Source organism: Salinicola sp. 4072, assembly GCF_036663415.1.
GTDB lineage: Bacteria > Pseudomonadota > Gammaproteobacteria > Pseudomonadales > Halomonadaceae > Salinicola > Salinicola salarius_A.
This window is the reverse complement of record NZ_JAXOVV010000035.1, coordinates 1-26,967: the sequence shown is the minus strand read 5'-3', so window position 1 is coordinate 26,967 and position 26,967 is coordinate 1. Positions and strand designations below refer to the sequence as shown.

The 26,967-nt window shown below is 56.1% G+C and carries 22 protein-coding genes; all 22 read left to right on the top strand.

Annotation, left to right across the window (positions count from 1 at the left end; translation table 11 throughout):
• Window positions 1-711: biotin synthase BioB (gene bioB, locus R3F72_RS17075; RefSeq protein WP_332780285.1), on the top strand; the 711-nt coding region annotated here is incomplete at its 5' end.
• The gene (gene bioF, locus R3F72_RS17070) at window positions 708-2,009 is read left to right on the top strand and encodes an 8-amino-7-oxononanoate synthase (RefSeq protein WP_442978364.1); all 1,302 of its coding nucleotides are present in this window, start codon (window positions 708-710) and stop codon (window positions 2,007-2,009) included. The genes bioB and bioF, both read left to right, overlap by 4 nt.
• Window positions 2,006-2,764: an alpha/beta fold hydrolase gene (locus tag R3F72_RS17065; protein WP_332780284.1), complete on the top strand. Its 759-nt coding sequence runs from the start codon at window positions 2,006-2,008 to the stop codon at window positions 2,762-2,764. Before bioF ends, R3F72_RS17065 begins: the two co-directional genes overlap by 4 nt.
• Window positions 2,761-3,627 (top strand): methyltransferase domain-containing protein, encoded by an 867-nt coding sequence (locus R3F72_RS17060; RefSeq protein WP_332780283.1) that lies wholly within the window; start codon window positions 2,761-2,763, stop codon window positions 3,625-3,627. Before R3F72_RS17065 ends, R3F72_RS17060 begins: the two co-directional genes overlap by 4 nt.
• The gene (gene bioD, locus R3F72_RS17055; RefSeq protein WP_332780282.1) at window positions 3,624-4,313 is read left to right on the top strand and encodes a dethiobiotin synthase; all 690 of its coding nucleotides are present in this window, start codon (window positions 3,624-3,626) and stop codon (window positions 4,311-4,313) included. Before R3F72_RS17060 ends, bioD begins: the two co-directional genes overlap by 4 nt.
• A 67-nt stretch (window positions 4,314-4,380) precedes the next feature.
• The gene (locus R3F72_RS17050) at window positions 4,381-5,730 is read left to right on the top strand and encodes an adenosylmethionine--8-amino-7-oxononanoate transaminase (protein WP_332780281.1); all 1,350 of its coding nucleotides are present in this window, start codon (window positions 4,381-4,383) and stop codon (window positions 5,728-5,730) included.
• A 448-nt stretch (window positions 5,731-6,178) separates the two neighbouring features.
• Complete coding sequence (locus R3F72_RS17045) at window positions 6,179-7,777, top strand: isocitrate lyase (RefSeq protein ID WP_332780280.1); 1,599 nt, start codon at window positions 6,179-6,181, stop codon at window positions 7,775-7,777.
• Window positions 7,778-8,097: 320 nt separating this feature from the next.
• Window positions 8,098-9,312 (top strand): phosphotransferase, encoded by a 1,215-nt coding sequence (locus R3F72_RS17040; protein WP_332780279.1) that lies wholly within the window; start codon window positions 8,098-8,100, stop codon window positions 9,310-9,312.
• Between the two features lie 264 nt (window positions 9,313-9,576).
• A complete protein-coding gene (locus R3F72_RS17035; RefSeq protein ID WP_332780278.1) occupies window positions 9,577-11,340 on the top strand; it encodes an SLC13 family permease in 1,764 nt (587 codons plus the stop codon).
• 44 nt (window positions 11,341-11,384) lie between these two features.
• Complete coding sequence (gene cysQ, locus R3F72_RS17030) at window positions 11,385-12,227, top strand: 3'(2'),5'-bisphosphate nucleotidase CysQ (RefSeq protein WP_332780277.1); 843 nt, start codon at window positions 11,385-11,387, stop codon at window positions 12,225-12,227.
• Between the two features lie 177 nt (window positions 12,228-12,404).
• Window positions 12,405-13,322 (top strand): sulfate adenylyltransferase subunit CysD, encoded by a 918-nt coding sequence (gene cysD, locus R3F72_RS17025; protein ID WP_332780276.1) that lies wholly within the window; start codon window positions 12,405-12,407, stop codon window positions 13,320-13,322.
• 300 nt (window positions 13,323-13,622) lie between these two features.
• Window positions 13,623-13,985, top strand: coding sequence for a four helix bundle protein (locus tag R3F72_RS17020; protein WP_332780275.1), 363 nt, complete (start codon window positions 13,623-13,625; stop codon window positions 13,983-13,985).
• A 79-nt stretch (window positions 13,986-14,064) separates the two neighbouring features.
• Complete coding sequence (gene cysN, locus R3F72_RS17015; RefSeq protein ID WP_332780274.1) at window positions 14,065-15,975, top strand: sulfate adenylyltransferase subunit CysN; 1,911 nt, start codon at window positions 14,065-14,067, stop codon at window positions 15,973-15,975.
• A 409-nt stretch (window positions 15,976-16,384) separates the two neighbouring features.
• The gene (locus tag R3F72_RS18670; protein ID WP_442978363.1) at window positions 16,385-16,816 is read left to right on the top strand and encodes a DVU3141 family protein; all 432 of its coding nucleotides are present in this window, start codon (window positions 16,385-16,387) and stop codon (window positions 16,814-16,816) included.
• 138 nt (window positions 16,817-16,954) lie between these two features.
• On the top strand, window positions 16,955-18,709 hold the full coding sequence (locus R3F72_RS17010) for a polysaccharide biosynthesis/export family protein (protein WP_332780273.1): 1,755 nt from the start codon (window positions 16,955-16,957) through the stop codon (window positions 18,707-18,709).
• A 160-nt stretch (window positions 18,710-18,869) separates the two neighbouring features.
• Window positions 18,870-19,607, top strand: a complete 738-nt coding sequence (locus tag R3F72_RS17005; RefSeq protein ID WP_332780272.1) for an ABC transporter permease — start codon at window positions 18,870-18,872, stop codon at window positions 19,605-19,607.
• Between the two features lie 40 nt (window positions 19,608-19,647).
• Window positions 19,648-20,550, top strand: a complete 903-nt coding sequence (locus R3F72_RS17000; RefSeq protein ID WP_332780271.1) for an ABC transporter ATP-binding protein — start codon at window positions 19,648-19,650, stop codon at window positions 20,548-20,550.
• Between the two features lie 65 nt (window positions 20,551-20,615).
• Window positions 20,616-21,704 carry a chain-length determining protein gene (locus tag R3F72_RS16995; RefSeq protein ID WP_332780270.1) on the top strand — a complete coding sequence of 363 codons (1,089 nt, stop codon included), beginning with the start codon at window positions 20,616-20,618 and terminating at the stop codon, window positions 21,702-21,704.
• Between the two features lie 72 nt (window positions 21,705-21,776).
• Entirely contained in the window at window positions 21,777-24,029 is a 2,253-nt protein-coding gene (locus R3F72_RS16990; protein ID WP_332780269.1) for a capsular polysaccharide export protein, LipB/KpsS family, read from the top strand.
• On the top strand, window positions 24,030-25,160 hold the full coding sequence (locus R3F72_RS16985) for a polysaccharide pyruvyl transferase family protein (RefSeq protein WP_332780268.1): 1,131 nt from the start codon (window positions 24,030-24,032) through the stop codon (window positions 25,158-25,160).
• A gap of 71 nt (window positions 25,161-25,231) precedes the next feature.
• Entirely contained in the window at window positions 25,232-26,230 is a 999-nt protein-coding gene (locus R3F72_RS16980) for a hypothetical protein (RefSeq protein ID WP_332780267.1), read from the top strand.
• A 259-nt stretch (window positions 26,231-26,489) separates the two neighbouring features.
• Complete coding sequence (locus R3F72_RS16975; RefSeq protein ID WP_332780266.1) at window positions 26,490-26,879, top strand: SIS domain-containing protein; 390 nt, start codon at window positions 26,490-26,492, stop codon at window positions 26,877-26,879.
• The last annotated feature ends 88 nt before the right edge of the window (window positions 26,880-26,967 follow it).

Here is a 26,967-nt window from a genome sequence, read left to right as displayed (position 1 = left end):
CGCGGCGTGCGGGCGATGGGGCTCGAAACCTGCATGACACTGGGCATGCTGAGTCGGGAGCAGGCCGAGCAACTGAAGGAAGCCGGGCTCGATTACTACAACCACAACCTGGATACCTCGCCGGAGTACTACGGCGAGATCATCACCACCCGCACCTACGCCGATCGTCTGGAGACCCTGGACCACGTCCGTCAGTCCGGCATGAAGATCTGCAGTGGCGGCATCCTCGGCATGGGCGAGAGCGTCAACGACCGGGCGGGGCTGCTGCAGCAACTGGCCAACCTGCCTGAACACCCCGAGAGCGTGCCGATCAACATGCTGATCCGAATCCAGGGCACGCCGCTCGAGCATGTCGAGGATCTCGACCCCATCGAGTTCATTCGCACCATTGCCGTCGCGCGCATCCTGATGCCGCGCTCACACGTGCGTCTGGCCGCCGGACGCGAGCTAATGAGCGACGAGACCCAGGCGCTGGCATTCTTTGCCGGGGCCAACTCGATCTTCTACGGCGAGCGCCTGCTGACCGCGCAGAACCCCCAGGCGACCCGTGATCAACGGCTTTTCGAGCGCCTCGGCCTGCACCCCGAGCAGCGCGAAGACGTCGATGACGCCGCCCACGAAGCGGCCATTCAGGAGCGCATGACAAGGGCTCGGCTGGATGCGATGGTCACGGATGCTACCGCCTCGTCCACGGCCCGGGTCCGCGCATGACGGCAGCGTCACAGTACGTTGAGCCGGGCGATTCGCTGGAGCGCGTGCTGGCGGCGCGCCTGGCACGTCAGCATGCGCTCCAGCGTTATCGCCGCAGAAGCACGACGGCCGGGAAGGGGCCGCACTTCCTGCGCCAAGGACAGCGCTACCTGACGTTCTGCAGCAACGACTATCTGGGGCTGGCCGGCGATCCCCGGCTGGCGGAGGCGCTGGCCGAAGGCGCCCGGCGTTTCGGCACCGGCGGCGGGGCATCGCACCTGGTCTGCGGCCACAGCGAGGCTCATGAATCTCTGGAAGCGAGACTGGCCGCGCTGACAGGGCAGCCTCGGGCGCTGCTGTTCTCCAGCGGCTACCAGGCCAACCTGGGCGTCATCTCGACGCTGCTCGGGCGGGGCGATGTGGCACTCCACGACCGGCTCAATCACGCCTCGTTGCTGGACGCGACCCGGCTGGCGGGCGCCAGCCTGGTGCGATTCGCCCATCGGGATGCCGTCGATTGCGGCGAGCGGCTGTCCTCTCTCGATACTGCGCGGCGAACTCTGGTCGTCACCGATGGCGTCTTCAGCATGGATGGCGATGTCGCCGATCTGCCCGCTCTGGCGGCACGATGCGAGCGCCACCGCGTCTGGTTGATGGTCGACGATGCCCACGGCCTCGGCGTGCTGGGCGCGGATGGCGGCGGCACGTGGCAGGCACAGAGCCTCGAGCCGGGCAGGATTGCCGCCAGCGTCGGGACGCTGGGCAAGGCGCTCGGCACCCAGGGCGCGTTCGTCGCCGGCAGCGAGACCTTGATCGAGGCGCTGATCCAGTTCGCCCGCCCCTACATCTACACCACCAGTCTCTCCCCGGCTCTGGCGTGGGCCACGCTGACCAGTCTGGACATCGTCCGCGACGAGCCGGAGCGGCGGGCCCATCTTTCCGCGTTGATCGAGCGCTTCCGCCACGAGGCGGCCGGCCTCGCCGAGCTGGATCTGCATCTGGCGCCTTCCACCACGCCCATTCAGCCACTGATCGTCGGGCCGAGCTGGAGTGTGCCGGGCAGCGGCGGGCAGGGCGGCAACGAAGCCGCGGCGCTGGCGCTGGCGGCGGCACTCGACAGCGCCGGCATCTGGTGCAGCGCCATCCGCCCGCCCACCGTACCGGCCGGCACGTCGCGACTGCGCTTCACGCTCTCGGCGGCCCATACGCTCGAGGAAGTCGACCGGCTGATCGGGGTGCTGTTCGATGCCGCCCGTCGGCTGTGGTCGGCAAGGGAAACATTGACGGGGGAAACGTCGACCAGGGAGGCGTCGACATGAACGAGCAGACACTGCTGTTGCTGCCGGGATGGGCGCTCGGGCCCGCACCGCTGGCGCCGTTGGCCGACGCCCTGCGTCGGCGGCTGCCCCCGTGCTACCGGGTCGAGTGCATCAACTATCCCGCATTGACCAGTCACCGGCCCGAAAGCTGGGTCGCGGCGCTCGATCATGAGCTGCCCCAGGATGCCTGGCTGGCCGGTTGGTCACTCGGCGGCATGTTCGCCACGTCGCTGGCGCAGTGGCGCGGGCGTCGCGCACGAGGATTGATCACGCTGGGGGCTAACGCCAGTTTCGTTGCCCGTCCGGGCTGGCCGACGGCGCTGAGCGGGGGAGCCCTGAAGGACTTTCAGCGCGGGTTGCAGGCTTCTCCCACGCATACGCTTCGGCGATTCGCGCAGTTGAGCGCGCAGGGCGGACAGGATACCCGCCGGCTGGGGCGCGAGCTGGTGGCGGCGCTGGCGTCGACGCCGCTGGATCACGCCCTGGCCGGGCTGGAAGTGTTATCCGCGCTGGACCTGCGCGACGTGCCGGGCACGCTGAAGATCCCGCAACTGCATCTCTTCGGCGACAACGACGCCCTGGTGCCGGCGGCGGCACGCCAGGCCATCGCCGAACGGCTGCCCGAGGGCGGGCGTACGGCGTCGATCGTGAATGCCGGCCACGCCTTTCCGCTGGAGCAGACCGAGCGGACCGCTGCGCTCATGGCGGACCCCCTGCTCTCGTCCGATGACTCGTCACACGAGGTGGTGCCATGAATGGCCTGGATCGCGTCGAACGACACGCCGCGTCAGCCGGCGTGGTCGCGGAGACACCAGCGTCGCGGTGCCGGCTGCGAAGGATCGCCGACGGCTTTTCCCGTGCCGCGCACGGCTACGACGACGGCGCCGAGTTGCAGCGCGAGGTGGCCGACCGTCTGTTGGCGCGGCTGCCGGCGCTCGGGCGCTTGCGGACCGTCGTCGATATTGGTTGCGGTACGGGGTATTTGATCTCTCGCCTGGCCGGATGCCACGCCGGTCTCTCGATCGGGCTGGATATCGCGCCCGGTATGTTGGAGGCAGCGCGCCGTCGCCACGCCGCGCGGCCAATCCAGTGGGTCGTCGGCAGCGCGGAGTGGCTGCCGTTGGCCGATGACAGCGCCGACCTGCTGGTTTCCAGTCTGGCGGTGCAGTGGTGCGAGTCGCTGGAAGCATTCCTGGCCGAGGCCGGCCGCGTGCTGCGCCCCGGCGGCTGGCTCGCCTTCACCACGCTGTGCGAGGGAACGCTGGCGGAACTGCGTGCGGCGGGGCAGCGACTCGATGGCACCCCCCTCGGCAACGCCTTCCTGCCCGAAGCGCGCCTGGCGAAGATCCTCGAAGCGCCTGGCTGGCAGCTGCACGAGCTGGATCTGACGACGCGCAAGATACATCACACCACGCCGATCGACGCGCTGCGGGCGTTGAAGCGGATCGGCGCCAGTACGCTGACCGACCCGGCTGCCGGACATGGCGGGCTGGCGGGGCGACGCCGGATCGTCGAGCTGGGCCGAGGGCTGGAAACCTGGCGGGAAGCCGAGGGCATTCCGACCCGCTATCGCGTCGCCACGGTATTGCTGCAGTGCAGTGAGAGGGAGGAGAGATGACGGCCTGTTTCGTGACTGGCACCGATACCGATGCCGGCAAGACCGTGATTACCGCAGGGCTGCTGCTCGCGGCCAGGCGCCGCGGACTGACCGTGGCGGGCGGCAAGCCGGTGGCCTCCGGCTGCGAGCGAACCCCGCTCGGGTTGCGCAACGCCGATGCGCTCGCCATTCAGGCCCAGTGCCATCCCGTGCTGCCCTACGATGCAATCAACCCGTTCGCCTTCGAGCCGGCCATCGCCCCGCACATCGCCGCTGGCGAAGCGGGCATCCCGCTGACGCTGGCATCACTCGAGCGCTCCATGCAGAGGCTGCTGGCGCGAGATGCCGATCTTACCCTGATCGAGGGGGCCGGCGGCTGGCGTGTGCCGCTCAACGAGCGGGAGTCGCTGTCGGACCTCGCGATCGCGCTCGCCCTGCCCGTGGTGCTGGTGGTCGGCGTGCAGCTCGGCGCCATCAATCATGCCCGACTGACGCTGGAGGCGATTCGTGGCGACGGCCTGACAGTGGCGGGGTGGGTCGCCAACGGCATCGACCCCGACCTGCCACGCCGCCGGCAGAACCTGGATGCCCTCGCCGGATGGCTGGGCGAGCAGGGCGGCGTTCCATGCCTCGGCGTCGTGCCCTGGCTGCCGTCGCCATCCGCCGAACGCGTGGCGGACTTTCTGGATATCGATCCTCTTTTGTAAACACCAAAAGCCGTTGTAAACGCCTTTGCAAAAGCCGTTATAAACACCCTCTAAGGGAACCCGTCGAATGACCCGCAATAGTCAATGGATGCAGCGTGACCTGGCCAGCCTGTGGCACCCGTGTACCCAGATGAAGGACCACGAAACGCTTCCCGTCGTACCGATCCGCCGCGGCAAGGGCGTGTGGCTGGAGGATTTCGAAGGCCAGCGCTATCTCGATATCGTCAGTTCCTGGTGGGTCAACGTGTTCGGGCACGCCAACGAGCGCATCAACGCGCGCATCAAGCAGCAGCTCGACGAACTCGAGCACGTGATCCTGTCGGGATTCACCCACCAGCCGGTGATCGAGCTCTCCGAACGGCTGGGACAGCTGGCGCCCGCCGGGCTGGGGCACTGCTTCTACGCCGACAACGGCTCCTCAGCCGTCGAGATCGCGCTCAAGATGAGCTACCACTACTGGCGCAACGTCGGTCGTCCCGAAAAGCGGCGATTCCTGACCATCACCAACGGCTACCACGGCGAGACGCTGGGCGCGCTATCGGTCGGCGACGTGGCGCTTTATACCGACACCTACCGCTCGTTGCTGCTGGACGTGATCAAGGTGCCGGCACCGGACGGCTTCGGCCTGCCGCGAGAGCAGTGGGTCGAGCAGGCGAGGGGGGCCTTCGCGCACATGGAAGCGGCGCTGGCGCGTCATGCCCACGAGCTGGCAGCGGTCATCGTCGAACCCCTGATCCAGTGCGCCGGCGGCATGCGCATGTACCCGCCGGAATACCTGACCTGGCTGCGCGAGGCCTGCGACCGCCACGGCGTCCAGTTGATCTTCGACGAGATCGCCGTCGGCTTCGGCCGCACAGGGACGCTGTTCGCCAGCGAGCAGGCCGGCGTGCGCCCGGATTTCCTGTGTCTCTCCAAGGCGCTGACCGGCGGCTACCTGCCGCTGTCGGTCGTGATGACGACCGACGAAGTCTACGACGCGTTCTACGACGACTACTCGACGCTGAGAGCCTTTCTGCACTCCCACAGCTACACCGGCAATCCGCTGGCCTGCGCCGCCGCCCTGGCGACGCTGGATATCTTCGAGCAGGACGACGTGATCGCCGCCAACCGCGACAAGGCGGTGCTGATGGGGCGTCTCGCCGAGCCGCTGCGAGAGCACCCTCACGTCGGTGACGTGCGCCAGACAGGCATGGTGCTCGCGATCGAGATGGTGGCGGACAAGGCCAGCCTGACGCCTTACGATTTTCGCGAGCGTCGCGGGTTGCGCGTCTATCGGCACGCGCTGTCACGCGGCGTGATGCTGCGGCCGCTGGGCAACGTGATCTACTGGATGCCACCTTACGTGATCACCCCGGAAGAGCTGGAACGGGTCGCGACGGTGACGCGGGAAGGGCTGGAGCAGGCAACGGCCGATTAAAAATGTGAAATTCCGCTATCTTCCTGTCGACGAAAGTCGAATAGAGGAAGGGCTGCCAGTCGGTGTCCGGCCAGCCTCGCATCGATGCCAGTACCAGACTCCGTCATTCTCAAGATGATGAATTGGTAAGTGTTTTCTTAATCCGGTCGATTGCGCTGCAGGATGACTGATTTTCCGGCGAACGATTAACGCGCGCTGGAACCGTTACCGTCATACGTCATACATGACTACAGGACGCGTCGAAAAGCACGATTCCGGGTAGAAGCCTTACCGTGCTGGCGGCTAAGTGCTGATTGTTGCCATGCCTCGATTTCTCACATAGTAGATTCGCCAAGGAGGTCATATCTTCTCGTCGATGGCGTTAAAACGCTCGTTTTGACCCGTGAAATCGAAACACGAGACACCGTGGCTTCCGGACATTTTTCAATCCCGACCTGTGGAGATCGTCATGTCTCTTTATCAGCGCGATATCGAATCGATAAACCGATTGTGCCTGGAGCAGAACGGCAGATGGGGCAATATCAATCCGGAGAACGTGGCCCGGATGCGAGCGCAGAATCGCTTCCGGACCGGACTCGATATCGCCCGTTACACGGCCTCCATCATGCGTCGCGACATGCAGGCTTACGATGAAGACCCGTCACGCTACACCCAGTCGCTCGGCTGCTGGCATGGCTTCATCGGCCAGCAGAAGCTGATCTCGATCAAGAAGCACCACGGCACGACCCAAGGGCGGTATCTGTACCTTTCCGGCTGGATGATCGCTGCCATGCGCTCCGAGTTCGGCCCGCTTCCCGATCAGTCGATGCATGAAAAGACCTCCGTTCCGGCCCTGATCGAAGAGCTCTACACCTTTCTGCGCCAGGCAGATGCCAGGGAGCTGACGACCCTGTTTCGGGAACTGGATAGCGCCAGAAAACAGGGCAACGAAGTGATGGCACGCAGCGTGATCGACAGAATCGACAACTTCGAAACGCACATCGTGCCGATCATTGCCGACATCGATGCCGGATTCGGCAACGAAGAAGCCACCTACCTGCTGGCGAAGAAGATGATCGAGGCGGGCGCCTGCTGTATCCAGTTGGAGAACCAGGTATCGGACGCCAAGCAGTGCGGTCACCAGGATGGCAAGGTCACCGTTCCCCACGAGGATTTCGTGGCGAAGATCAACGCCGTTCGTCACGCATTCCTGGAACTCGGGGTGGACGAGGGGGTGATCGTCGCGCGTACCGATTCGCTGGGCGCCGGTCTGACGCAGAAGCTGCCGGTCAGCAAGGAGCCGGGCGATCTCGCCTCCCGGTACAACAGTTTCCTCTGTACCGTGCCCATCTGCGCGGTTAAGGACATCAACGAGGGCGACACCCTCATCAAGCTCGATGGCGACCTGCGCAAGCCGCTACGGCTCGCCAACGGTCTCTACCGCTTCCGCCCGGATACCGGCGAGGACCGGGTCGTGCTGGACTGCATCAATGCCCTGCAGAATGGCGCGGATCTGCTGTGGATCGAGACCGAGAAGCCCCACATCGGCCAGATTGCTGACATGGTCGAGCGTATTCGCGAAGTCGTGCCGAACGCCAAGCTGGTCTACAACAACTCGCCCTCGTTCAACTGGACGCTCAACTTCCGTCAGCAGGTCTACGATCGCTGGATAGAGGAAGGGCGGGATCTCTCCGGTATCGAACGCAGCCAGTTGATGAGCGCGGCGTACGACGACTCCGAGCTGGCGCAGGAGGCAGACCGCCGGATCCAGACATTCCAGCGCGACGCCGCCCGCGAAGCCGGGGTATTCCACCACCTGATCACGCTGCCGACCTACCACACGGCGGCGCTCTCCACCGACGAGCTCGCCGAGGGCTACTTCGGTGACGCCGGCATGCTGGCCTACGTTGCCGGCGTGCAGCGCCGCGAAATTCGGCGCGGGCTGGCCACGGTCAAGCACCAGGACATGGCCGGCTCCAACATCGGTGACGACCACAAGGAGTACTTCTCCGGCGCGGCCGCGCTCAAGGCCGGCGGCGGGCTCAACACCATGAACCAGTTTGGTTGAGCGCTATCGGCGATCGAGCGGAACTCGAGAACCAGGGCGGGCCATTCCTCGGTAGAGGCGTGGCCCGCTTCTCGTTCAAGGCATGACCCGCTCATGAGAGGCTTCCTCACCTTCGAAATGTTGCCGAGTCGTTTCCCTCCCGCAGTAACACGTTACGAAGCCAGCGGGGCGGTTGTCGTACCATCGTTTTGACCAGCGTATTGCCTTCGAACGGTCGCTCGTGAATAGCGGCGTTCGAACGACGGCAGGATCCAGAAGCGTCAGGATCGGCGCTGAACGACAACAATGCTTTCGCATCGCCACGCGGCCAAGGAGCGCGCATGCCAGGTTTCGTGGATGAAGTCAGCCAGGGCGTCGTCAGGGGATGGTATGTTGCCGATGGCCAGCAGCCGCGCGCTTGCCAGAGCGTCGTCATTTCCGTCAATGGCGAAGAACGGTTCTGCGCGTTGTGTCAGGACGCGCGACCCGATGTGGTCGAGGCGGGCATCACGCGTGAAGGCGGCGTTGGCTTTCTGGCGCCGCTCGCGTTGCAGATCGGCGATCTCGTTCGCGTCAGGGCGCTGGAAAGCGGCCAGCTGTTGGGAGGTGGCCTGGCCGTCGTGATGCCGCCCGGCGCCGAGGATGGCTTTCTGACTGCCCGGACCAGCGCCGAACTCCCCGCCTTTCGATCCCTACTGCAGCCGCTTCGGCCCCATCTGACCATCAACGCGTTTCGCCCCTTGTTCGGCCACCGGGGCAAGCTTTCGGCACTCTGTATCGATACGCCGGCGGGGCGTCGCGTGGTTCATGCCCAGCGCCCGCTTCGAAATGCGCTCTGGCTCGAACGCCTTCACCGTCGGGTGCTGGAACCCAACGGCATTGCCACGCCGTCGCTGGAAACCGTGCTTGTCCACGGAGAGACCGCCAGCCTGGTCGTCGAGCATATCGAAGGCCAGGCACTGGATGGCTTCACCGGTGACAACGAGCAAACGTTTCGCGACACGCTTGCTGCGGCCCTGCGGTTGCCGTCCGCTCGCTGGGTCACCGGCATGGGAGGCGACCGACGCGGGAGAAGGGCGTTCGGAAAGCTGATCAGCGGCGTCTGCCTGGCCGCGCTGAAGCAGCATCGCTGGCGGGAGCTTCGGCTACTGCTGGGCATGGCCCGTGTCGTCCACCGGCTGCCGCGGGTATTCTCCCACGGCGACCTTCATCCCCAGAACGTGCTGATCGAATCGCGGACAGGTCGGCCAGTATTCATCGACTGGGATCACGCTGACAGGTTGCCGGTCGGATTCGATCTTTCCCGCCTGCTGATGAGCGTCCCCCCGGCCCTGGCGGAGCGCTGGATTGGTGACTCGCCGGGAGCCGGCGCAGGACGAGGAGTTCGAGCTTCCCGAGCGTGCCGACTGGGGTGGCTGATCATGACCTACTTCGCTCATTCCCAACGCAACCCTGATTTTCATGCCACCGAAGAAGCCGCCTATCTGCGCCAGCGCTTTATCGAGTTGTCCGAGCGTTCGAATCACAGACCCGAAATGATGTCGCAAAGCCGATAAAGGGCGTTGCCTATAACCGAGCATGACGCGCATGAAAATGACTTTTAAGTCAGTCTTTTTGATTTGGTATTTCACTGCAATCGAGTTAACGATTAACGCCATCCTTACGTTTCGTAGAGAAAGGGCGCTGGTTCGCCTTACATACCCCCCATACAATGCAATGCTGGCAGGATGTCGGTGCTCGATACTGACGAATTGACTCACTATCGGTATCGAGTCATCGAATCTTCACGCAGACCCATCAAGGCAAGGGTAAGAATCAATATGGGCATTGATGCCTGGTTGAGCATCGCGACTGTCGTGGCCGTATTGGGCACGCTTGTTTTTACACGGATCGCGCCGGACGCCATTCTGGTCGGCGCGATGGCGTTCCTGATTTTCTCGGACGTGCTCTCACCGCAAGAGGCTCTCGCCGGCTTCGCCAACACCGGTGTGATGACCATTGCGGCGTTGTATGTGGTTGCTGCCGCGCTGAAGGAAACCGGCGCGATCAAGTGGATCGCCGGGCTGCTTCTCGGCCAGCCTTCCACCCTGCGCCGGGCGCAGTGGCGGGTGATGCTGCCCGCTTCGATCCTGAGCGCATTCATGAACAACACCACCGTCGTGGCGATGTTCATTCCCGCCATCCAGGACTGGTCGAACCGCCTGCGTCTGTCGCCTTCCAAGCTCCTGCTGCCGCTGAGCTATATCTCCATCCTCGGCGGCACCTGCACCCTGATCGGCACCAGCACCAACCTGGTCATCGATGGCCTGCTGCAGAGCCGCCAGGGGATCTCGTTGGGCATGTTCGAACTGACCTGGATCGGCCTGCCGATTCTTCTCGTGGGCGGCGGGTTCATCCTGATCTTCGGCAAATGGCTGCTGCCCCAGCGCGACGGCACCAGCGCCCAGCTGGACCAGATCCGCGAATACAGCGTCGAGGTGATCGTCGAGCCCAAGGGGCCGCTGGTGGGCAAGACTATCGCGGACGCCGGCCTGCGCAACCTGCAGTTTGGCTATCTGGCCGATATCGAACGAGACGATCAACTGCTGACGGCCGTGCCGCCGGATACCCGACTGCAGGGTGGCGATACGCTGGTCTTCATCGGCGCGCCGGAGTGCGCTCGGGAACTGCGTGAGGTGCGGGGGCTGAGCCCCGCCAACGGTAACGTGCAGAAGCTGCAGGTGGCACAGCATCGGCGCTGCCTGGTCGAGGCAGTCATCAGCCCCGATTTCACCGGCATCGGCCGGTCGGTGCGAGAGTCGCGGTTCCGCTCCCGGTTCCAGGCCGTCATTCTCTCGATCTCCCGCCATGGCCGGCGCCTGAACGGCAAGGTCGGGGATATCGAGCTCCAGGTTGGGGATACCCTGCTGCTGGAGACAGGGCAGGAGTTCGTCGAACAGTATCGCTACCGGAAGGATTTCCTGCTGGTCAGCCAGCTCAACGACTCGACACCGCCGAACTTTCAGAAAGCGCCGCTCTCGCTGGGCATTCTCGGCGTGATGGTCGTACTCAGCGCGACCAACCTGGTCTCGATTCTGGAAGCCGCCTTTCTCGCCGCCGGGGCACTGCTGATGACCGGCTGCCTGACCATGGGCAAGGCCCGGCGTTACATCGACCTTTCCGTTCTCGTCGTGATCGCCGCCTCGTTCTCCCTTGGCGAGGCGATGACACAATCCGGCGCCGCGCAGACCATCGCCGAACTGGTGGTCGGGCATATCGACTCGCCCTGGCTGGCGCTGGCGTTCGTCTATCTGATGACGGTGCTGTTCACCGAGATGATCACCAACAACGCCGCGGCGGTGCTGATGTTCCCCATCGGGCTGGCGGTGTCGCAGCAGCTGGGCGTGGACTTCATGCCGTTCGTGATCGCCATCACCATCGCGGCCTCCGCCAGCTTCATGACCGCGCTGGGCTACCAGACCAACCTGATGGTGATGGGGCCGGGCGGCTACCAGATGCATGACTATCTCAAGCTGGGTTTTCCCGTGAGCGCCCTGGTGGGGGCTACTTCGATTCTGCTCATACCATTCATCTGGCCTTTTTAGCCTTGGACTACTGACCGGCACAAGCATATCAACGGAGGCATCGCATGAAAGTAGACGAAGCTATCAGACAGAAATTGCTCTCCGGTGTGGTGACTGCCGGTGAACGTGTACTCGAGATCTACGCGCAGGATTTCAGCGTCGAAACCAAGGCTGACGACAGCCCGCTCACCCAGGCGGACATGGCCTCCCATCGGGCGCTGAGCGATCTGCTTCAGCGCCTGACGCCGGAGATCCCGGTGCTCTCCGAAGAGAGCGAAGAGACCACCTACGAGACGCGGCGGCAGTGGTCACTCTATTGGCTCATCGATCCGCTGGATGGCACCAAGGAGTTCATCAAGAAAAACGGCGAGTTCACGCTCAACGTGGCTCTGGTCGAGAACGGCGTACCCGTGTTGGGGATCGTCCATGCGCCGGTGCTGGAAACGACCTGGTGGGGCGACGCCGATCTGGGGGCATTCAAGATCACCGCCGAAGGGGAGCGGCAGATCGGCGTGCGGGAACTGCCCGCAGCGGGCGACCAGCCCTGGCTGATCGTCGGCAGCCGTTCCCATGGTGCCGAGTCGTTCGAAGCCTTCTGCGCCCAGTTGCCGGCTCACGAGCGCGTTTCCATGGGCAGCTCGCTCAAGCTGTGTCTCGTCGCCGAAGGCGCCGCCGACCTCTACCCGCGTCTGGCTCCCACCTGCGAATGGGACACCGCCGCCGCCCAGGCCGTCGTCACCGCCGCCGGCGGCGAAGTGCTGAACGCCGAAACGCTCGAGCCGCTTCGCTGCAACCAGCAGGAAAGCATCCTCAACCCGTTTTTTATCGTTTGTGGGCAGCGCGATTCTCGCTGGGAAGGGGCCCTTCGGGCCAGCTTCGAGCTACGGGCCGCGAGCCGCGAGCAGTAAGCCACGAGCCACGAGAAGGATTGCGAGCCGGAAGTATTGGGTGGGCATGCTAGCGAAGCCCGAAGCTCGAAGCTCGAAGCTCGAAGCTCGAAGCCCGAAGCCCGAAGCCCGAAGCCCGAAGCCCGAAGCCCGAAGCTCACCGCGACTTCCCCGACAAACGAATATTAGAGACATGCCATGACCGAACTGACCCCCGAACGCCAGACGCATCTCAAGCAACTCGAAGCCGAGTCCATCCACATCATCCGCGAGGTCGCCGCCGAGTTCGGCAACCCGGTGATGCTCTATTCGATCGGCAAGGACTCCTCGGTGATGCTGCATCTCGCCCGCAAGGCGTTCTACCCCGGGCCGCCGCCGTTCCCGTTGATGCACGTCAACACCACCTGGAAGTTCAAGGAAATGATCGAGTTCCGCGATCGGATGGCCGCGGACGTCGGGATGGAGCTGATCGAACACATCAACGAGGAAGGTCGCGCCGCCGGCATCAACCCGTTCGACCACGGCAGCGCCAAGTACACCGACATCATGAAGACCCAGTCGCTCAAGCAGGCGCTGGACAAGTACGGCTTCGATGCCGCCTTCGGTGGCGCCCGTCGCGACGAGGAAGCCTCCCGCGCCAAGGAGCGCGTCTACTCCTTCCGCGACAAGCACCACCGCTGGGACCCCAAGAACCAGCGCCCGGAGCTGTGGAACCTCTACAACGGCAAGGTCAACAAGGGCGAATCGATCCGCGTCTTCCCGCTCTCCAACTGGACCGAGCTGGATATCTGGCAGTACATCTATCTCGAATCGATTCCCATCGTTCCGCTGTACTACTCCGCACCGCGCCCCGTGGTCGAACGCGACGGCATGCTGGTGATGGTCGACGACGACCGTCTGCCGCTGGAGCCCGGTGAAGTCCCCGAAGAGAAGTGGGTCCGCTTCCGCACGCTCGGCTGCTACCCACTCACCGGTGCCGTGGAATCGAAAGCCGCCACGCTGCCCGAGATCATCCAGGAGATGCTGCTCACCCGCACCTCCGAGCGCTCCGGTCGCGCCATTGACCGCGACCAGGTCGGCTCGATGGAACGCAAGAAAAGAGAAGGATATTTTTGAGCTACGGGCTACGGGCTACGGGCTACGGGCTACGGGCTACGGGCTACGGGCTACGGGCTACGGGCCTCGAGCTGCGAGCTATAAGCCACGAGCGACGGGCTACGAGCTACGGGCCTCGAGCTGCGAGCTATAAGCCACGAGCGACGGGCTACGAGCTACGGGACTTGAGCTGCGAGCTATAAGCCACGAGCGACGGGCTACGAGCTACGGGCCTTGAGCTGCGGGCTACGGGCCTCGAGCTGCGAGCTATAAGCCACGAGCGACGGGCTATGAAAGTTGGGAACTGGATATGGTGAAGAGATGAGGCATGAGCAGATGGAGGTCTGGCAGCGTGGTAAGCGTTTGAGCGTAGAGGTCTATCGGGAGCTTCATGGTCTCCGTGATTTCGGGTTCAAAGATCAGATCACACGCTCTGCGCTCTCGATTCCCAGCAATATCGCGGAAGGTTTTGAAAGATATACCGAGCGAGAAAAATTCCGCTTCGTGTCTATTGCGAAAGGCTCCTGTGGCGAGTTTGCGACTCAAGCCTTGATCGGTATGGAAATAGGGTACATCGCTGAGCAGAAGGGTACTCAGTGGCGCAATGAAGCTATTCAGTTATCACGGATGCTTGGCGCTTTATTGAACGCTTTGGCGTCTGGCCAGGCAAAACACAAGTCTTGATGGAGTGCACAGCCTGCTCGTAGCCCGAAGCTCGTGGCTCGCAGTGCTCGTGTTCTCCACTCATGTGGGAGAAAGAACCGTGTCACACGCCTCACCGAAGATCTCAGAAAACATCGATGCCTATTTGAAAGAGCATGAGCAAAAAGACCTGCTGCGCTTCATCACCTGCGGCAGCGTCGATGACGGCAAGTCGACCCTGATCGGTCGGCTGCTGCACGACTCCAAGATGATCTACGAAGATCAGTTGGCGGCGATCACCCAGGCTTCCAAGACCAGCGGGACGACCGGCGACAAGGTCGACCTGGCGTTGCTGGTCGATGGCTTGCAGTCCGAGCGGGAGCAGGGCATCACCATCGATGTCGCCTACCGGTTCTTCTCCACCGACAAGCGCAAGTTCATCATCGCCGATACGCCGGGACACGAGCAGTACACGCGCAACATGGCGACCGGGGCATCGACTGCGAGCCTGGCGATCATTCTGATCGATGCGCGCTACGGCATTCAGACCCAGACCCGCCGTCACAGCTATATCTGCTCGCTGCTGGGCATCCGTCACCTGATCGTCGCCGTCAACAAGATGGATCTGGTCGACTATTCCCAGGATCGCTTCGACGAGATCGTCGCCGACTACAAGGAATTTTCGAAGAATCTCAACGACGACATCAACCTGCACTTCGTGCCGATATCGGCATTGGAAGGCGATAACGTCGTCAACGACAGCGAGAGCATGAGCTGGTACGCACAGGGCGGTGGCGAACCGCTGCTGCGTCTGCTGGAAGGCGTGGACGTCAAGCACGACAGCAACCTCATGGACCTGCGCTTCCCGGTGCAATACGTCAACCGGCCGAACCTCGACTTCCGGGGCTACTGCGGCACGCTGGCGGCCGGCATTCTGCGCCCGGGCGATGCCATTCGCGTGCTCGGTTCCGGCAGGACATCCAGCGTAGAGAGCCTCGTGACCTACGACGGCGAGCTCGAGGCCGCCTATCCCGGCCAGGCGATCACCGTCACGCTCGCCGACGAGATCGACATCTCCCGTGGCGACATGCTCGTCGCGGCGGACAGCAAGCTGGAGCCGACCACGGCGTTCACTGCGGATATCGTCTGGATGCACGATACGCCGCTGGAAGTCGGGCGCGAGTACGAGCTCAAGGCGGGCACCAGTGTCGTCAGCGGTCGCGTGGCGCGGATCATCCACCAGACGGACGTCAACACGCTCGAGCGCCATCCGGCCAGAGAAATCCCGCTCAACGGCATTGCCCGTTGCCAGCTCGAAGTGAAGCAACCGCTGGCGCTCGACCCCTACGTGCGCTCGCCGCACTCCGGCAACTTCATCATCATCGACCGCATGACCAACGTCACCGTGGGCGCCGGCATGGTGGTCGATACGCTCAGCGCCAGCAACATCGTCTGGCACGACATGGCCGTGACCAAGCAGCGCCGCGCCGAACGCAATCACCAGAAGCCGTGCATCATCTGGTTCACCGGGCTTTCCGGCGCGGGCAAGTCGACCTCCGCCAACGCGCTCGAGCGCCAGCTGTTCGGCATGGGCTACAGCACCTACCTGCTGGACGGCGACAACGTGCGTCACGGCCTGTGCGGCGATCTCGGCTTCAGCGACGAACACCGCCAGGAAAACATCCGCCGGGTGGGCGAAGTCGCCAAGCTGATGGTCGATGCCGGCATGATCACGCTGGTCTCGTTCATCTCGCCGTTCCAGCGCGACAGGGACCTGGTCCGCAATATGGTCGACAGTGACGAGTTCATCGAAGTGTTCGTGAATACGTCGTTGGCAGTCTGTGAAGAGCGTGACCCCAAAGGCCTCTACCAAAAGGCCCGTGCCGGGCAGATCGAAGACTTCACCGGAATCAGCTCGCCTTACGAAGCCCCCACGAATCCGGAAATCGAGATCAACACGGGCGAGTTGAGCGTGGAAGACACCGTCAAGGACTTGGTGCTAAAGCTGCGGCAATATAGCGTAATCGTATAAAGTTTCGGATGTTATTGTGTCGAATGTAATGATGCTGAGGAGTGTTGTATCTAATGTAATTGTGTTAAGTCGTGTGTTTCTGCTGAATTGTAGAGATTTGAGTAGATTTGGAGTGTTTATGTCTGCATGGATACATTGAATAACGTGGGGATACAATATCTTCTAAGGTAAATCGTCTTTGTTGTAGGCAAAGCCTGTGAAGACATCATACACTCGCGAGACAAAGGCTATGGATTGGCCAGCTTTTCGTTTGTACGCGTTGAATTTGGGACGGTGCTTCAAGCAAAGCGCCTGAGACTACTCTGATATTCAGCATGTCTTGCGATAGAGGGCCAATCTCAATAGTGGAGACTGAAATAGTGCCCACTTCGCCGATTGTCAGTGCTTTCTATTAGGTTGAACAGACAATATGCCAAACGTTTTCAATGGGATTTTCTCCGGCCGTAGCCGAATCGGAAGGTGGTTAGCGGCGGTAGCTCTGGCCGTAACCTTCTCGGGCTGCGCTTCGCAGGGCCATTACGGTGGTAACAATGTTGATACCATGCAGGGCGCAGCGGCGCTCGGCCCCGATATCTCGCGCTTTCTCGATAACGCCACGCCAGGCAGTATCTCGGCTTTTTCCAAGAGCCCTTGGGGCTCGAACGTCTCTGTCACTGTTCAGGAACGTTACTTCGCTGCGAGTGGTCGGCTTTGCGTACATTTAGGTATCGCGGGAAACAATACCAGAGAAAATACACGTCAAAATGACCAGCCTGCACAAGTGGCTTGTCTTATAAAAGACAACGGTTGGTATACCCAGCGTTTGGTTACTCGTACGTTGACCAAACCAAGCACTTCGTAACAAAAATCCCCTCCTTTTGAGTCGGCTTCCGCGTGTATCGTTTTCCGATCAGCCACCTCATTGTCTTAAATCGCTAACTGTTTTTCTAACTTTTAGAAGACAGACTGCGAGCCGCGTGATTACAACAGGAAGTATTGCATGAAATATGCAGCATCGTTTTTCCGGGCCGGGTGTCTGGTGGCGGTAGCGTGTCTAAACGCCAGTTTGGCCAATGCCCAATCCTTCGGTTCCAGCAGCATTATTCCGCAGGACCAGCAGGCCCAATCGATGACTTCTCAGGAGCAAAGTGCCGATGAGCAGCAGGCCCAGCCACAGGCGCAGCAAGCCGTGAACGACAAGCCTCGGGCCGACTGGAACAATTCGAACTACGGGCCTGTAGATCCCAGCCAGCCTCCGGTCGACCCCAATATGTTGCCGCCGTTCGGCGCCAACCTATTCACGGGGGGCTTCCGTGGGGTGATGGCCGATGGTCTCAACTCTGGCTACACCATCAAGCCCGGAGACCAGATCAATCTACGGGTCTGGGGTGGCACCGAGATGCAGAGCGTGCTGACGGTAGATTCCCAGGGCAATATCTTCCTGCCGGGCATCGGGCCGCTCAACGTGCAGGGCACGTCCAATAGTGAGCTCAATTCCCGCGTGACCAGCGCGATCAAGTCGGTCTACCCGGAAAACGTTCAGGTCTACACCAACCTGCAGGGCGTGCAGCCGGTCGGCGTGTTCGTGACAGGCTACGTCAAGAATCCCGGTCGCTACTCCGGTACTCCAAGCGATTCGATGCTCTATTTCCTCGATCAGGCTGGCGGTATCGACCAGGCCCTGGGCAGCTACCGTCAGATCATGATCAAGCGCGGTGGCCGGACGGTCGACACCATCGATCTCTATGACTTCCTGATCGACGGCAACATGCCGCATCCGCAGTTCCGCGATGGCGACACCATCGTCGTCGAAGAACGTGGCCCGGCGGTCGCCGTAGTGGGGGACGTCCAGCGCCCGTTCCGCTATGAGCTGGCGGGGGAAAGCCTGACCGGCGGCGATGTCACCAACCTGGCACGGCTGCGCTCCGGCGTGTCTCATGTGCTGCTGCGCGGTGATCGTCCGGAGGGGCCGGTCGCGCGTTACCTGACCCTGGACGAATTCCGCGCCGCCAACGTCGAGCGCGGCGACGAAGTTCTGTTCAGCGCCGATCAGCGTAGCGAGAGCATCGTGGTGCAGCTCGAAGGCAGCTACTACGGGCCTTCGCGTTACGTGCTGCCTCGGGATGCGCATCTGGGCGAGTTCCTGAATGCGATCAGCGTACCCAAGAGCATGACCAGCTATCAGGATGTCTCGATCCGCCGCGAAAGCGTTGCGGAGCAGCAGGAAGAATCGCTCAACGAGAGCCTGGACCGGCTCGAGCAGACCTACCTCGGCTATCCCGCACGTACCACCGGCGAAGGTGAGATCCAGGTCCGTCAGGCCGAGCTGATCGAGCGCTTCGTGCAGAAAGCTCGCCAGACCGAACCCACCGGCCGGCTGGTCGTCGCCCGTGGCGACAGCATCGCCGATATCCGCCTGCAGGATGGCGATGTGGTCACCATTCCGGAAAGCTCGGATTCCGTGCTGCTGAGCGGCGAAGTGACGATTCCCCAGGCCATGGTCTACACCCCCGGCATGAGCGCCGAGGACTACATCCGCCAGGCCGGCGGCTTCACGCCCCGCGCGGATGACGACCAGGTGCTGGTGGTGCATCGCAACGGTGCGGTCATCCGTGCCGGCGACACAGACGTTCGCGCCGGTGACGAGATCATGGTGCTGCCGGCCGCGCCGACCAGCAATATCGAGCTGGCGACCAGCATCACGCAGATTCTTTATCAGGTAGCCGTGGCGACCAAGGTCGCGCTGGATCTGTAATCACTGTCATTAAGCCGCATGAGTCGAAGGCGACTCATGCGGTTTTGTCGATTCTCCCGAGCGCACTGCGCTATCAGCGGTAACGCTTATGTCTCAATCGAAGTCTCTATTGACTGACCTCCGTGAATCCTGGGGTGTCACATGGAACGTGTGGCATGCCATGTTCATGCGAGAAATGACCGCCAGGACCATGGCAGATCGTATGTCTTGGTTCTGGATGATATTCGAGCCGATGGCTGTTGTCGGTATCATGGTAGCTATACGAGGACTGATTTCAGGCGGTCGCCATATTGCCGGCGCCGATTTTATCCCTTGGGTGCTTGTTGGGATGATGGGGTTCAGCCTGTTTAGAGAAAACTTGATACGTCTGCTAGGAGCCGTGGAAGCCAATTCCGGTCTTTTTACTTATCGACAAGTAAAGCCTATTGATACTGTAATTGTTAGAAGTTTTTTAGAGTTCATGTTGAAGTCCTTTATATTTTTCTTGTTTATAGGGCTAGGTAGTTTGATGAAATTTGATCTGATTCCAGGGAAGCCTCTTGAAGCGATGTTTGACTGGTTCTCGCTTTGGATGCTGGGGCTGGGAGCAGGTCTGTTGGGGTCGGCAGCTGCTTCACTCGTGACAGAAATTGGAAATGTGATTAAATTGATTAGCTTTCCGCTGCTTGTTGTGTCAGGCGTGATTTTTCCTCTCCATTATATACCTCACCAATATCAGCAGTATGTTTTGTTGAACCCAATCGTCCATGGGTTAGAGAATCTTAGGTTGAACTTCTTTGAGGGGTATCACAGTCTAAATGGGATCGATATGGTTTATTTGTGGTATTGGGCGCTTGTCATGATCACTTTAGGTCTCATGCTTCATATGCGTTTCCAGAGTAGAATTAAAGCACGATGAAGCGTATAAAACATACCTGAAATGCTATAAGGCTGCTGCCATGATTGAGATTAGTAATCTTTATAAGCGCTACCATAATTATCATGGGAGTGATTGGGTCTTAAAAAATATCAATCTTACAATTCCTACTAAAACAAGCGTTGGATTAATAGGGAGAAATGGAGCAGGTAAATCTACTTTGCTGAGACTTATTGGAGGGATGGACGCCCCAGATAAAGGTGAAATTAGACGTCGATGTCGAGTTTCATGGCCCATAGGTTTAGGAGGGGGCTTTCAAGGTTCTATGACCGGTCGTCAAAATGTCAAATTCGTAGCGCGCGTGCACAACCATGGAGCAGACGCAGTCGAAATAATTAAAAAGGTTGAAGAGTTTGCAGAGATAGGTGATGCGTTTGATGAACCAGTAAAGACGTACTCCTCAGGGATGCGTGCGCGTTTACAGTTTGGCCTTTCACTGGCATTTGATTTTGATGTCTATTTGTCTGACGAAGCTACCGCGGTTGGTGATAGAGCATTTAAAGCCAAAGCAAAAAAAGCTTTCTCTGACCGAATTTCCCAGTCTAGTTTGATTATGGTTTCTCATGGCGAAGGAATTCTAAAAGAGATGTGTCAGGCTGGTATCTTTCTGGATAAGGGGGAAGCTGTTTGGTTTGACGATATTCGTGAGGCTATAAGGGCGTATCATGATGCTTATAGCATAAAAAAAGTTGAGAAGTTACCCGTGAAAAAGGCTGAGAAGAAAGCTCGCAGAAGCAGTCCTTTAGAGTTGAATAGAAGAGAGCTTTTAAGAGCCAAAAAAGAAATTCTGAAAATAAAAGAAGAAACATCCGGTTTGTCGCAACGCCCCGCAGAAATTGAAGATTATCTCAACGAGCTACGACAGAAGGCTGATTTGTATCGAAATATTGTCCATCAGTTAGAAGCCGAAGATCGTCAAAGATAATACAATAAAGATAATCAATCTGTTGTTAATCACTGAGTCATGCCGCCCTGTACTGAGAGTTCTGTATGAAAAATTTTTGTGCGAAAAATCCACATTGGATACTGTGTTTGATATTGATCTTTTTAGTATCTGTCTATTGGTCGGTATGGGCTAGTGATCGATATGTATCGCACGCTAATGTTGTGCTGGAAAGCCCGCAGATATCTACTCCAGAAGTCAATTTCAGTGCGCTACTTTCCGGCAGTGGTTCTGCTAATACTGCTGATATGCTACTGCTTCGTGATTATTTGTTATCTGTTGATATGCTGCAAATCTTAGTTGAAAAGGCTGATTTTCGCGAGCAATACGCTAATAACGGTGACTTTATAAGCAGGCTAGGCAACTCTAATGCTCCGTTAGAAGAATTGCATGATTACTACCTGAAGCGAGTATCAGTAGAGTTGGATGACTATGCAGGAGTATTGAGAATCAACGTGGAAGCTTACACACCTTCGGAAGCACATAAAATAGCTCAGCTTCTATTAATTGAAGGTGAAAAGCATATGAATGAGATGGGGCGTAGACTGGCGGAAGAGCAGGTTGCGTTTCTAGAATCTCAAGTGGCAGAGCTAAAGAAAGAATTTGATAGTTCAAGACAAGACTTGCTCGACTATCAGAATGAAAACGGGTTGGTTTCTCCGACAAATACTGTAGAGAATATAAATTCAGTTGTTGCCACCCTAGAAGGGCAGTTAGCGATTGCCAAGGCTCGTAAAACTGCGCTGTCTTCTTATCAAAGCGCTCGATCAACTGAGATGATGCGTGTAGATAGCGAGATTAGCGCGCTCAATCAGCAAATACAGAAAGAGCGTGATCGTGTGGCTAAGCAAACTGGAAATGCTCTGAATGCCATTTCTTCTGAATACCAGACCCTTCAGTTACAGGCTCAATTTGCTCAAGAGAGCTATTCGGGCGCACTGTCTGCCCTACAGAATACTCGGATAGAAGCTGCAAGAAAATTAAAGCAGGTTTCAATATTGCAATCTCCGACAATGCCGCAATATCCCGAGCAGCCGGAGCGTTTATACAATATTGTTGTGTTCTTGGTAATATCTCTGTTTTTAACATTGATTGTAAATATGCTGATTTTGATTGTGCGGGATCATAGGGAATGATTGGCTTAACTGTGTTGACGAACATGGATGCTAAGTCAGTTTGTTAAGTTTAAATGTGATAGGTAATTGAGAATGTTTTGCTCAAACGATATTACGCTTGTTGTTTGTCTTAGGCTCCATGAGGAAAATCCTTGGGTAATTGAAAGGCTAAATCTTCTAGGGGATTATTACGACCCCAAGCCAAACGTACTAATTGTGGATTTTGGTAGCCAGGTCGGTTTTAAAGAAGAAGTCGAAGAAACTTGTAAAGCTCAAGGTTTTGATTATCACTATGTGGACGACCAAGACACTTACTCCGCCGCCATAGCGCATAATCGGGGTTTTGAGAAAGTCTCTACTCAATTCGTATTGTTCTCAGATATAGATTTCTTTTTTGAGAGAAATGTGTTTGAGAAGCTCAGTGACTTAGCTAGTTCACTTGAAATGGGTGTGACTGTTGATGTCGTGCTAAGTTTTGCTGCTTATCATGTCAGCGAAAAGTCTACCAATGAGTTTGTGCGGGCTGAAACCGCTTTAGAAAAAAGTAATTACTTGACTCGACTAGGGTATATCTCAAATTTCCAGGATCAAAATAAGGATGTTGAGTTTATAGCACCATATTCGAATGTTTATATGATGAACGTAGAATTGTATAAACAGATTGGGGGTTATCACGAAGAGTTCAGGGGGCATGGTTCTGAAGACTTTGAATTTTTCATTCGCTTAGCAATTGGGACTAGCCTCCAACCGCTGCCAATTGAAGTGGAGAAAGATAAGTACGGTCCATCTAAACGCGATTTTTTCTGGATTAAGCAATATCGCGGATTCCGCAGGTTGAACGAAGCTTTGGCTTTGCCATCCGAACTGCTTGGCTTAAAGGTATTTCATTTATGGCATCCCACTGGCCTAGCGAAAGACTGGAGAGCAGAAAACGACTGGCGTAGAGAACGAATGACGAATATCGTTGGCGGCTATTCGTCAGATCAACGAAAAATTTTAAGCGTGGACTATATAAATCGCGAAAAAACAGCCGTGTGCATTTGTAAACATAAAGAGCACTTTGGCTATTTCTTGCCGCTTAGAAATGCTGGCTACAAGTTGATTCCTATTTATGATGATAGTAGTGAGTCTGTAGAATATGTGAATCGTCTGGTTGACGAAAAAGAAGTTGAGGCTTTTGCTGTATTTAATCCATACATGAAGAGCCATAGTAATTTTTATCCTTCATTTTTGCTAGCCAAGGAAAAAGAAGTAAAAACAATAGTAGTTGAACGTGGTGCGCTGCCGAACACTATCTACTACGCTAGTGATGTTAGTTACGCGGCTCCTGAGTTTTCGACAGACTTCTTTGATCAATATTTCCCCGAAGATGAAGAGCTGAAACTTGCTGCCGACTATGTTGACAACTTAAAAGGCGGTGAACATTTACTCGAATCGAGTTCGGGGTATAGCGTTACACAGTCGCGTTATACAGCTTTAAGTAAGTTGAGCAAGGGGATTTACTTTATACCTTTGCAGATTGACGACGATATGGCTGTCACGAAGTATGTTAGACCCAGTCAGCCCTATCATAATTTTGTTGATAGCATAAATGAAGTGGCGTTTAAAAACCCCGACAAGATATTTGTTGTCAAGCGGCACCCGTTGTCAAAAAAGAATATTGAACTTAACGCGGAAAATATTATTGAGGCTAAGCAAAGTGATAATGTCCATGCGTTAATAGACTTGGCAGATTGCGTTATTTGCTATAACTCAGGAGTTGGGTTGCTCTCGATACTGCACTCCAAACCTACGGTTACTATTGGTAATGCATTTTACAACATGCCGGGTACGGGGCAATTTGCTGACAGCTTGGAAGAAGGTGTATCTCTTGCAAATAAGTCTGACAAACCTAACGCTGATATCGTCTTAAAACTTGCATCTTGGTTTTTGCATGAAAAATATAGCACTTTCGTTGCTAAAGACGATATTAAGGAATTTAAGGATCGAAAAGCTCACGCGTACAAAGATATTTTGGTGACTAATTTTTCTCTAGATGGTCGGTCATACCCAATGGAGCGGGTAGCAGCTCATAGAAGCAGTAATAATAAAAACTACATATTTTCCAAGTTGAATATGACTACAAGCCAAGAGAAAAAAGCAGCACCTAAAAAGGAGGAAAAGACTCAGCAGAAGGCCGCTAGCACTTTGCCTTTAAGTCAAAGGCAAAAGAGGAAACTAAAAAACAAGCCCGACCTGTATTTCAAGGATTCTAGTATTTTCTTTTTGAGGCCTTTGCAATATCTTTTTGCAGATAATTCCTTTGGTAACTTCAATAAGAAAATTATTATGAAGGTGGTTAAATAAATGATATATCTTGTTAGTGGTGCAGGCGGGCCAAACTTCGGCGACGATTTAATTCTAGCGCTTTGGATAAGGTATTACCGTGAAAGAGGCTACACAGGCCCAATTCTCGTTGATTTTCTCAACAACGCCAGTTCTATTAAGCTTCACTCTGAGGACAAGAATGTCTACTTTTCTGGATTTTTGAAAAGTATGACAAAGGGCAGGGAAGGAGACTTTTCACATTATATTAATGTTGGTAAGTCGAAAATATCTGAGAACCTAGATGGCTTTTCTGAGTCAATAAAGCAAGCGCTAGGGGTTCCACGGTTTAGCTTAGATCAGATCAATTTCATTCATGTTCTAGGTGGTGGCTATATCAATGGCGTATGGGAGAATTCTTTTTCTTTGCTAGGCGCAGTAAGCCAGCTTAAGAAAATTTCAGGGGTTAAAATCTTTGCCACGGGGTTAGGTCTCTCGCCGTTAAAACCTTCCTCAGACTCTGATTTTGCATCGATTAACAAAATAGTTCGTTCTTTCGACTTCTTTGAAATAAGAGATATTGATTCTTATAATCAGATATCCGGCTTTATGGGGTTTTCTGAAAATGTGATTTATGGCTTGGACGATAATTTTTTATATCCAATCAAATCTCTTGTTAGAAGGAAAAGATCAAAATCCCTTCATATATCAGGGTTTTCGAAAACATTTCAATTTGCAAGTGATGGTGAAATAATTTCATTCTTAAAAAATAGCAGCAAGGAGTATGACAGGATATTATTCTGGCTTTGTAATAAAAGTGATGTTGAAATTGCGAATAAAATGCAAAGTCTCTTTCCAGGCCTGAAAAAACTCACTAACAATATGTTGGTTAATGTTGGTATACCTTTTGGCCCTGAGGATGCCATGCTTACAGCTAGATTCCATCCTCACTTTATGGCCGCTCGAGCTGGTGTTGGTGGCCAATATATAGCCAACTCACAGTTTTATAAGTCGAAGCATATGTCTATTTTAGATTTGGGGTCTGGTTTCGAGAAGTTTAATAGTTTTGATTCGTTTTCAAAATCTAGAAGAGGCCACTTGGTAGATAGAGATGCTGCTTTAGTGCGGCGTAAACGGTTGATTGCTGATCATATCTTTACGCACATTAAATAAATTTGATCGGCCATTTTGCCTGGAGATCTATCTCCTATTTATTTCTGTATATTATTTTGGAGTTATGTTGAATGAAGGTTTGTCTGATCGGCACCTCAAATTCAATATTTAAAGATGGTTATGCCAGCGCGTTTAGAGATGATCCTAGGGTAACAAACTTTGAGAAATACAGCATAGGCGCTTCGCCATCGATAATTATACCTTATTTTATCGAGTCCATAGATTTTTCTAAGTTTGATTATGTCGTTTTTGATACGGCTATCAATGATAGAAACTACTACAAACACGGTTCGATATTGAAGTCTCAAATAAGAGAGTTTGTGGAATGGGGAGTGCACTCTGCTCATGAGGCTGGTTGTAATACAGCACTTTTAGTGATGCCATCCAAAAAAGGATTTGGTAAAGAAACCATATCGGGTAAGATCTATCGAAAAATAGCAAATGAAACGGGCGCTGTTCTCCTTGATGGTTTTGAATACATCGAAAATTATTGCGATGTAGAGTCTGTTCATTTGGACGCCTGCTTCATCGATAATTTTCACGTGGTTAAGCCCATTGCACGGAAAATGGGGTATTCGTTAATCGATAAAATGCATCTTAACGCGACTGTTGCCAAAGTAAAAAAGCATCAAAAATTTTGTTACTACAGTATAGATTTAAGTTGTCATGCCAACAAGGTTGTCACTAGGAAAACCTCTTTGGCTGAGCAAAGGCTAGCTGTCTTAACGGGAGATGATAGCATAGATATTTATGCAAGGTCTCCCCTGGATCAAGTCGTTGGGATTTCATTTAACGCGGCTTATTCTCAAAGCGCAATTGTTTGCAGCACAGCTCCTTATATGATTAAAAATTTAAAAACCAAATATTTTTCGAGTGGAAAAGATCTGCTTACGATAGTATCCCCGGTGACTGGAGAATACGTATGTGGTAATTCGGGGAAAATAAGTATTCGGCTTGCTGAAGCTGGCGAGGTTGAAACTGAAGTGAGCAGGTTTGATAAGATAGCTGAATGCATGGTTCGTAGCGGAGACGTTGAAATTGGATCGTTGATTATGAAGGCTCATGTTTGATGCTGTTTTGTGAGAGCCCTTTATCCTTACATGAAGTTTAGGTTTTCAAATGTTTTGTGTAAGTTGGTGGTTTTCAAGCCCTTTGGGCCAAAAAAGACGTCTCGCTATGTTTTGCTTTATAGCATGAGATGGTGCACTCACCTCATCTAATTGCAGATCGTCCAGTATTATTCTGCTGGGGGCCACAATGGTGGCTTTACAGTAAGTGTTTCCTTGTTTTTATTTTTGTTGTTGATTGACGTTGACCTGGGGAGATAAGATGAAATCCACTCTTGCATCGGAAAGTCTACATCCATCGATTCGAGAACGCTCTATTGAATTAGCTCGGACTGTTTTCGATGACCAATCTCGTGCTTTAAAAGAGATCGGTCAGTTGCTGGAAAGCGATTTTCATGAAGCAGTGGAATTGATCTACGGCTGCACGGGTAAAGTGATTGTCTCGGGTATGGGGAAGTCCGGGATCATTGGCCGCAAGATCGCGGCGACGTTAGCCTCCACAGGTACGCCCAGCTTCTTTGTCCATCCTGGTGAAGCCTATCACGGTGACTTGGGGATGATTGGCAGCGACGATCTTGTGATCTTGATCTCCTACAGCGGTGAGACTGATGAGCCCGGCTTATTCATGAGGCCGGCCCGAAAACGAAGATAGCGGATGGTATTCTCTTGAAAATTCAGTGTGTTCCGCCAAGAATCTGAACCAAGAGAGCCATCCGCTATGGGTGAAAGCCTATCCACCT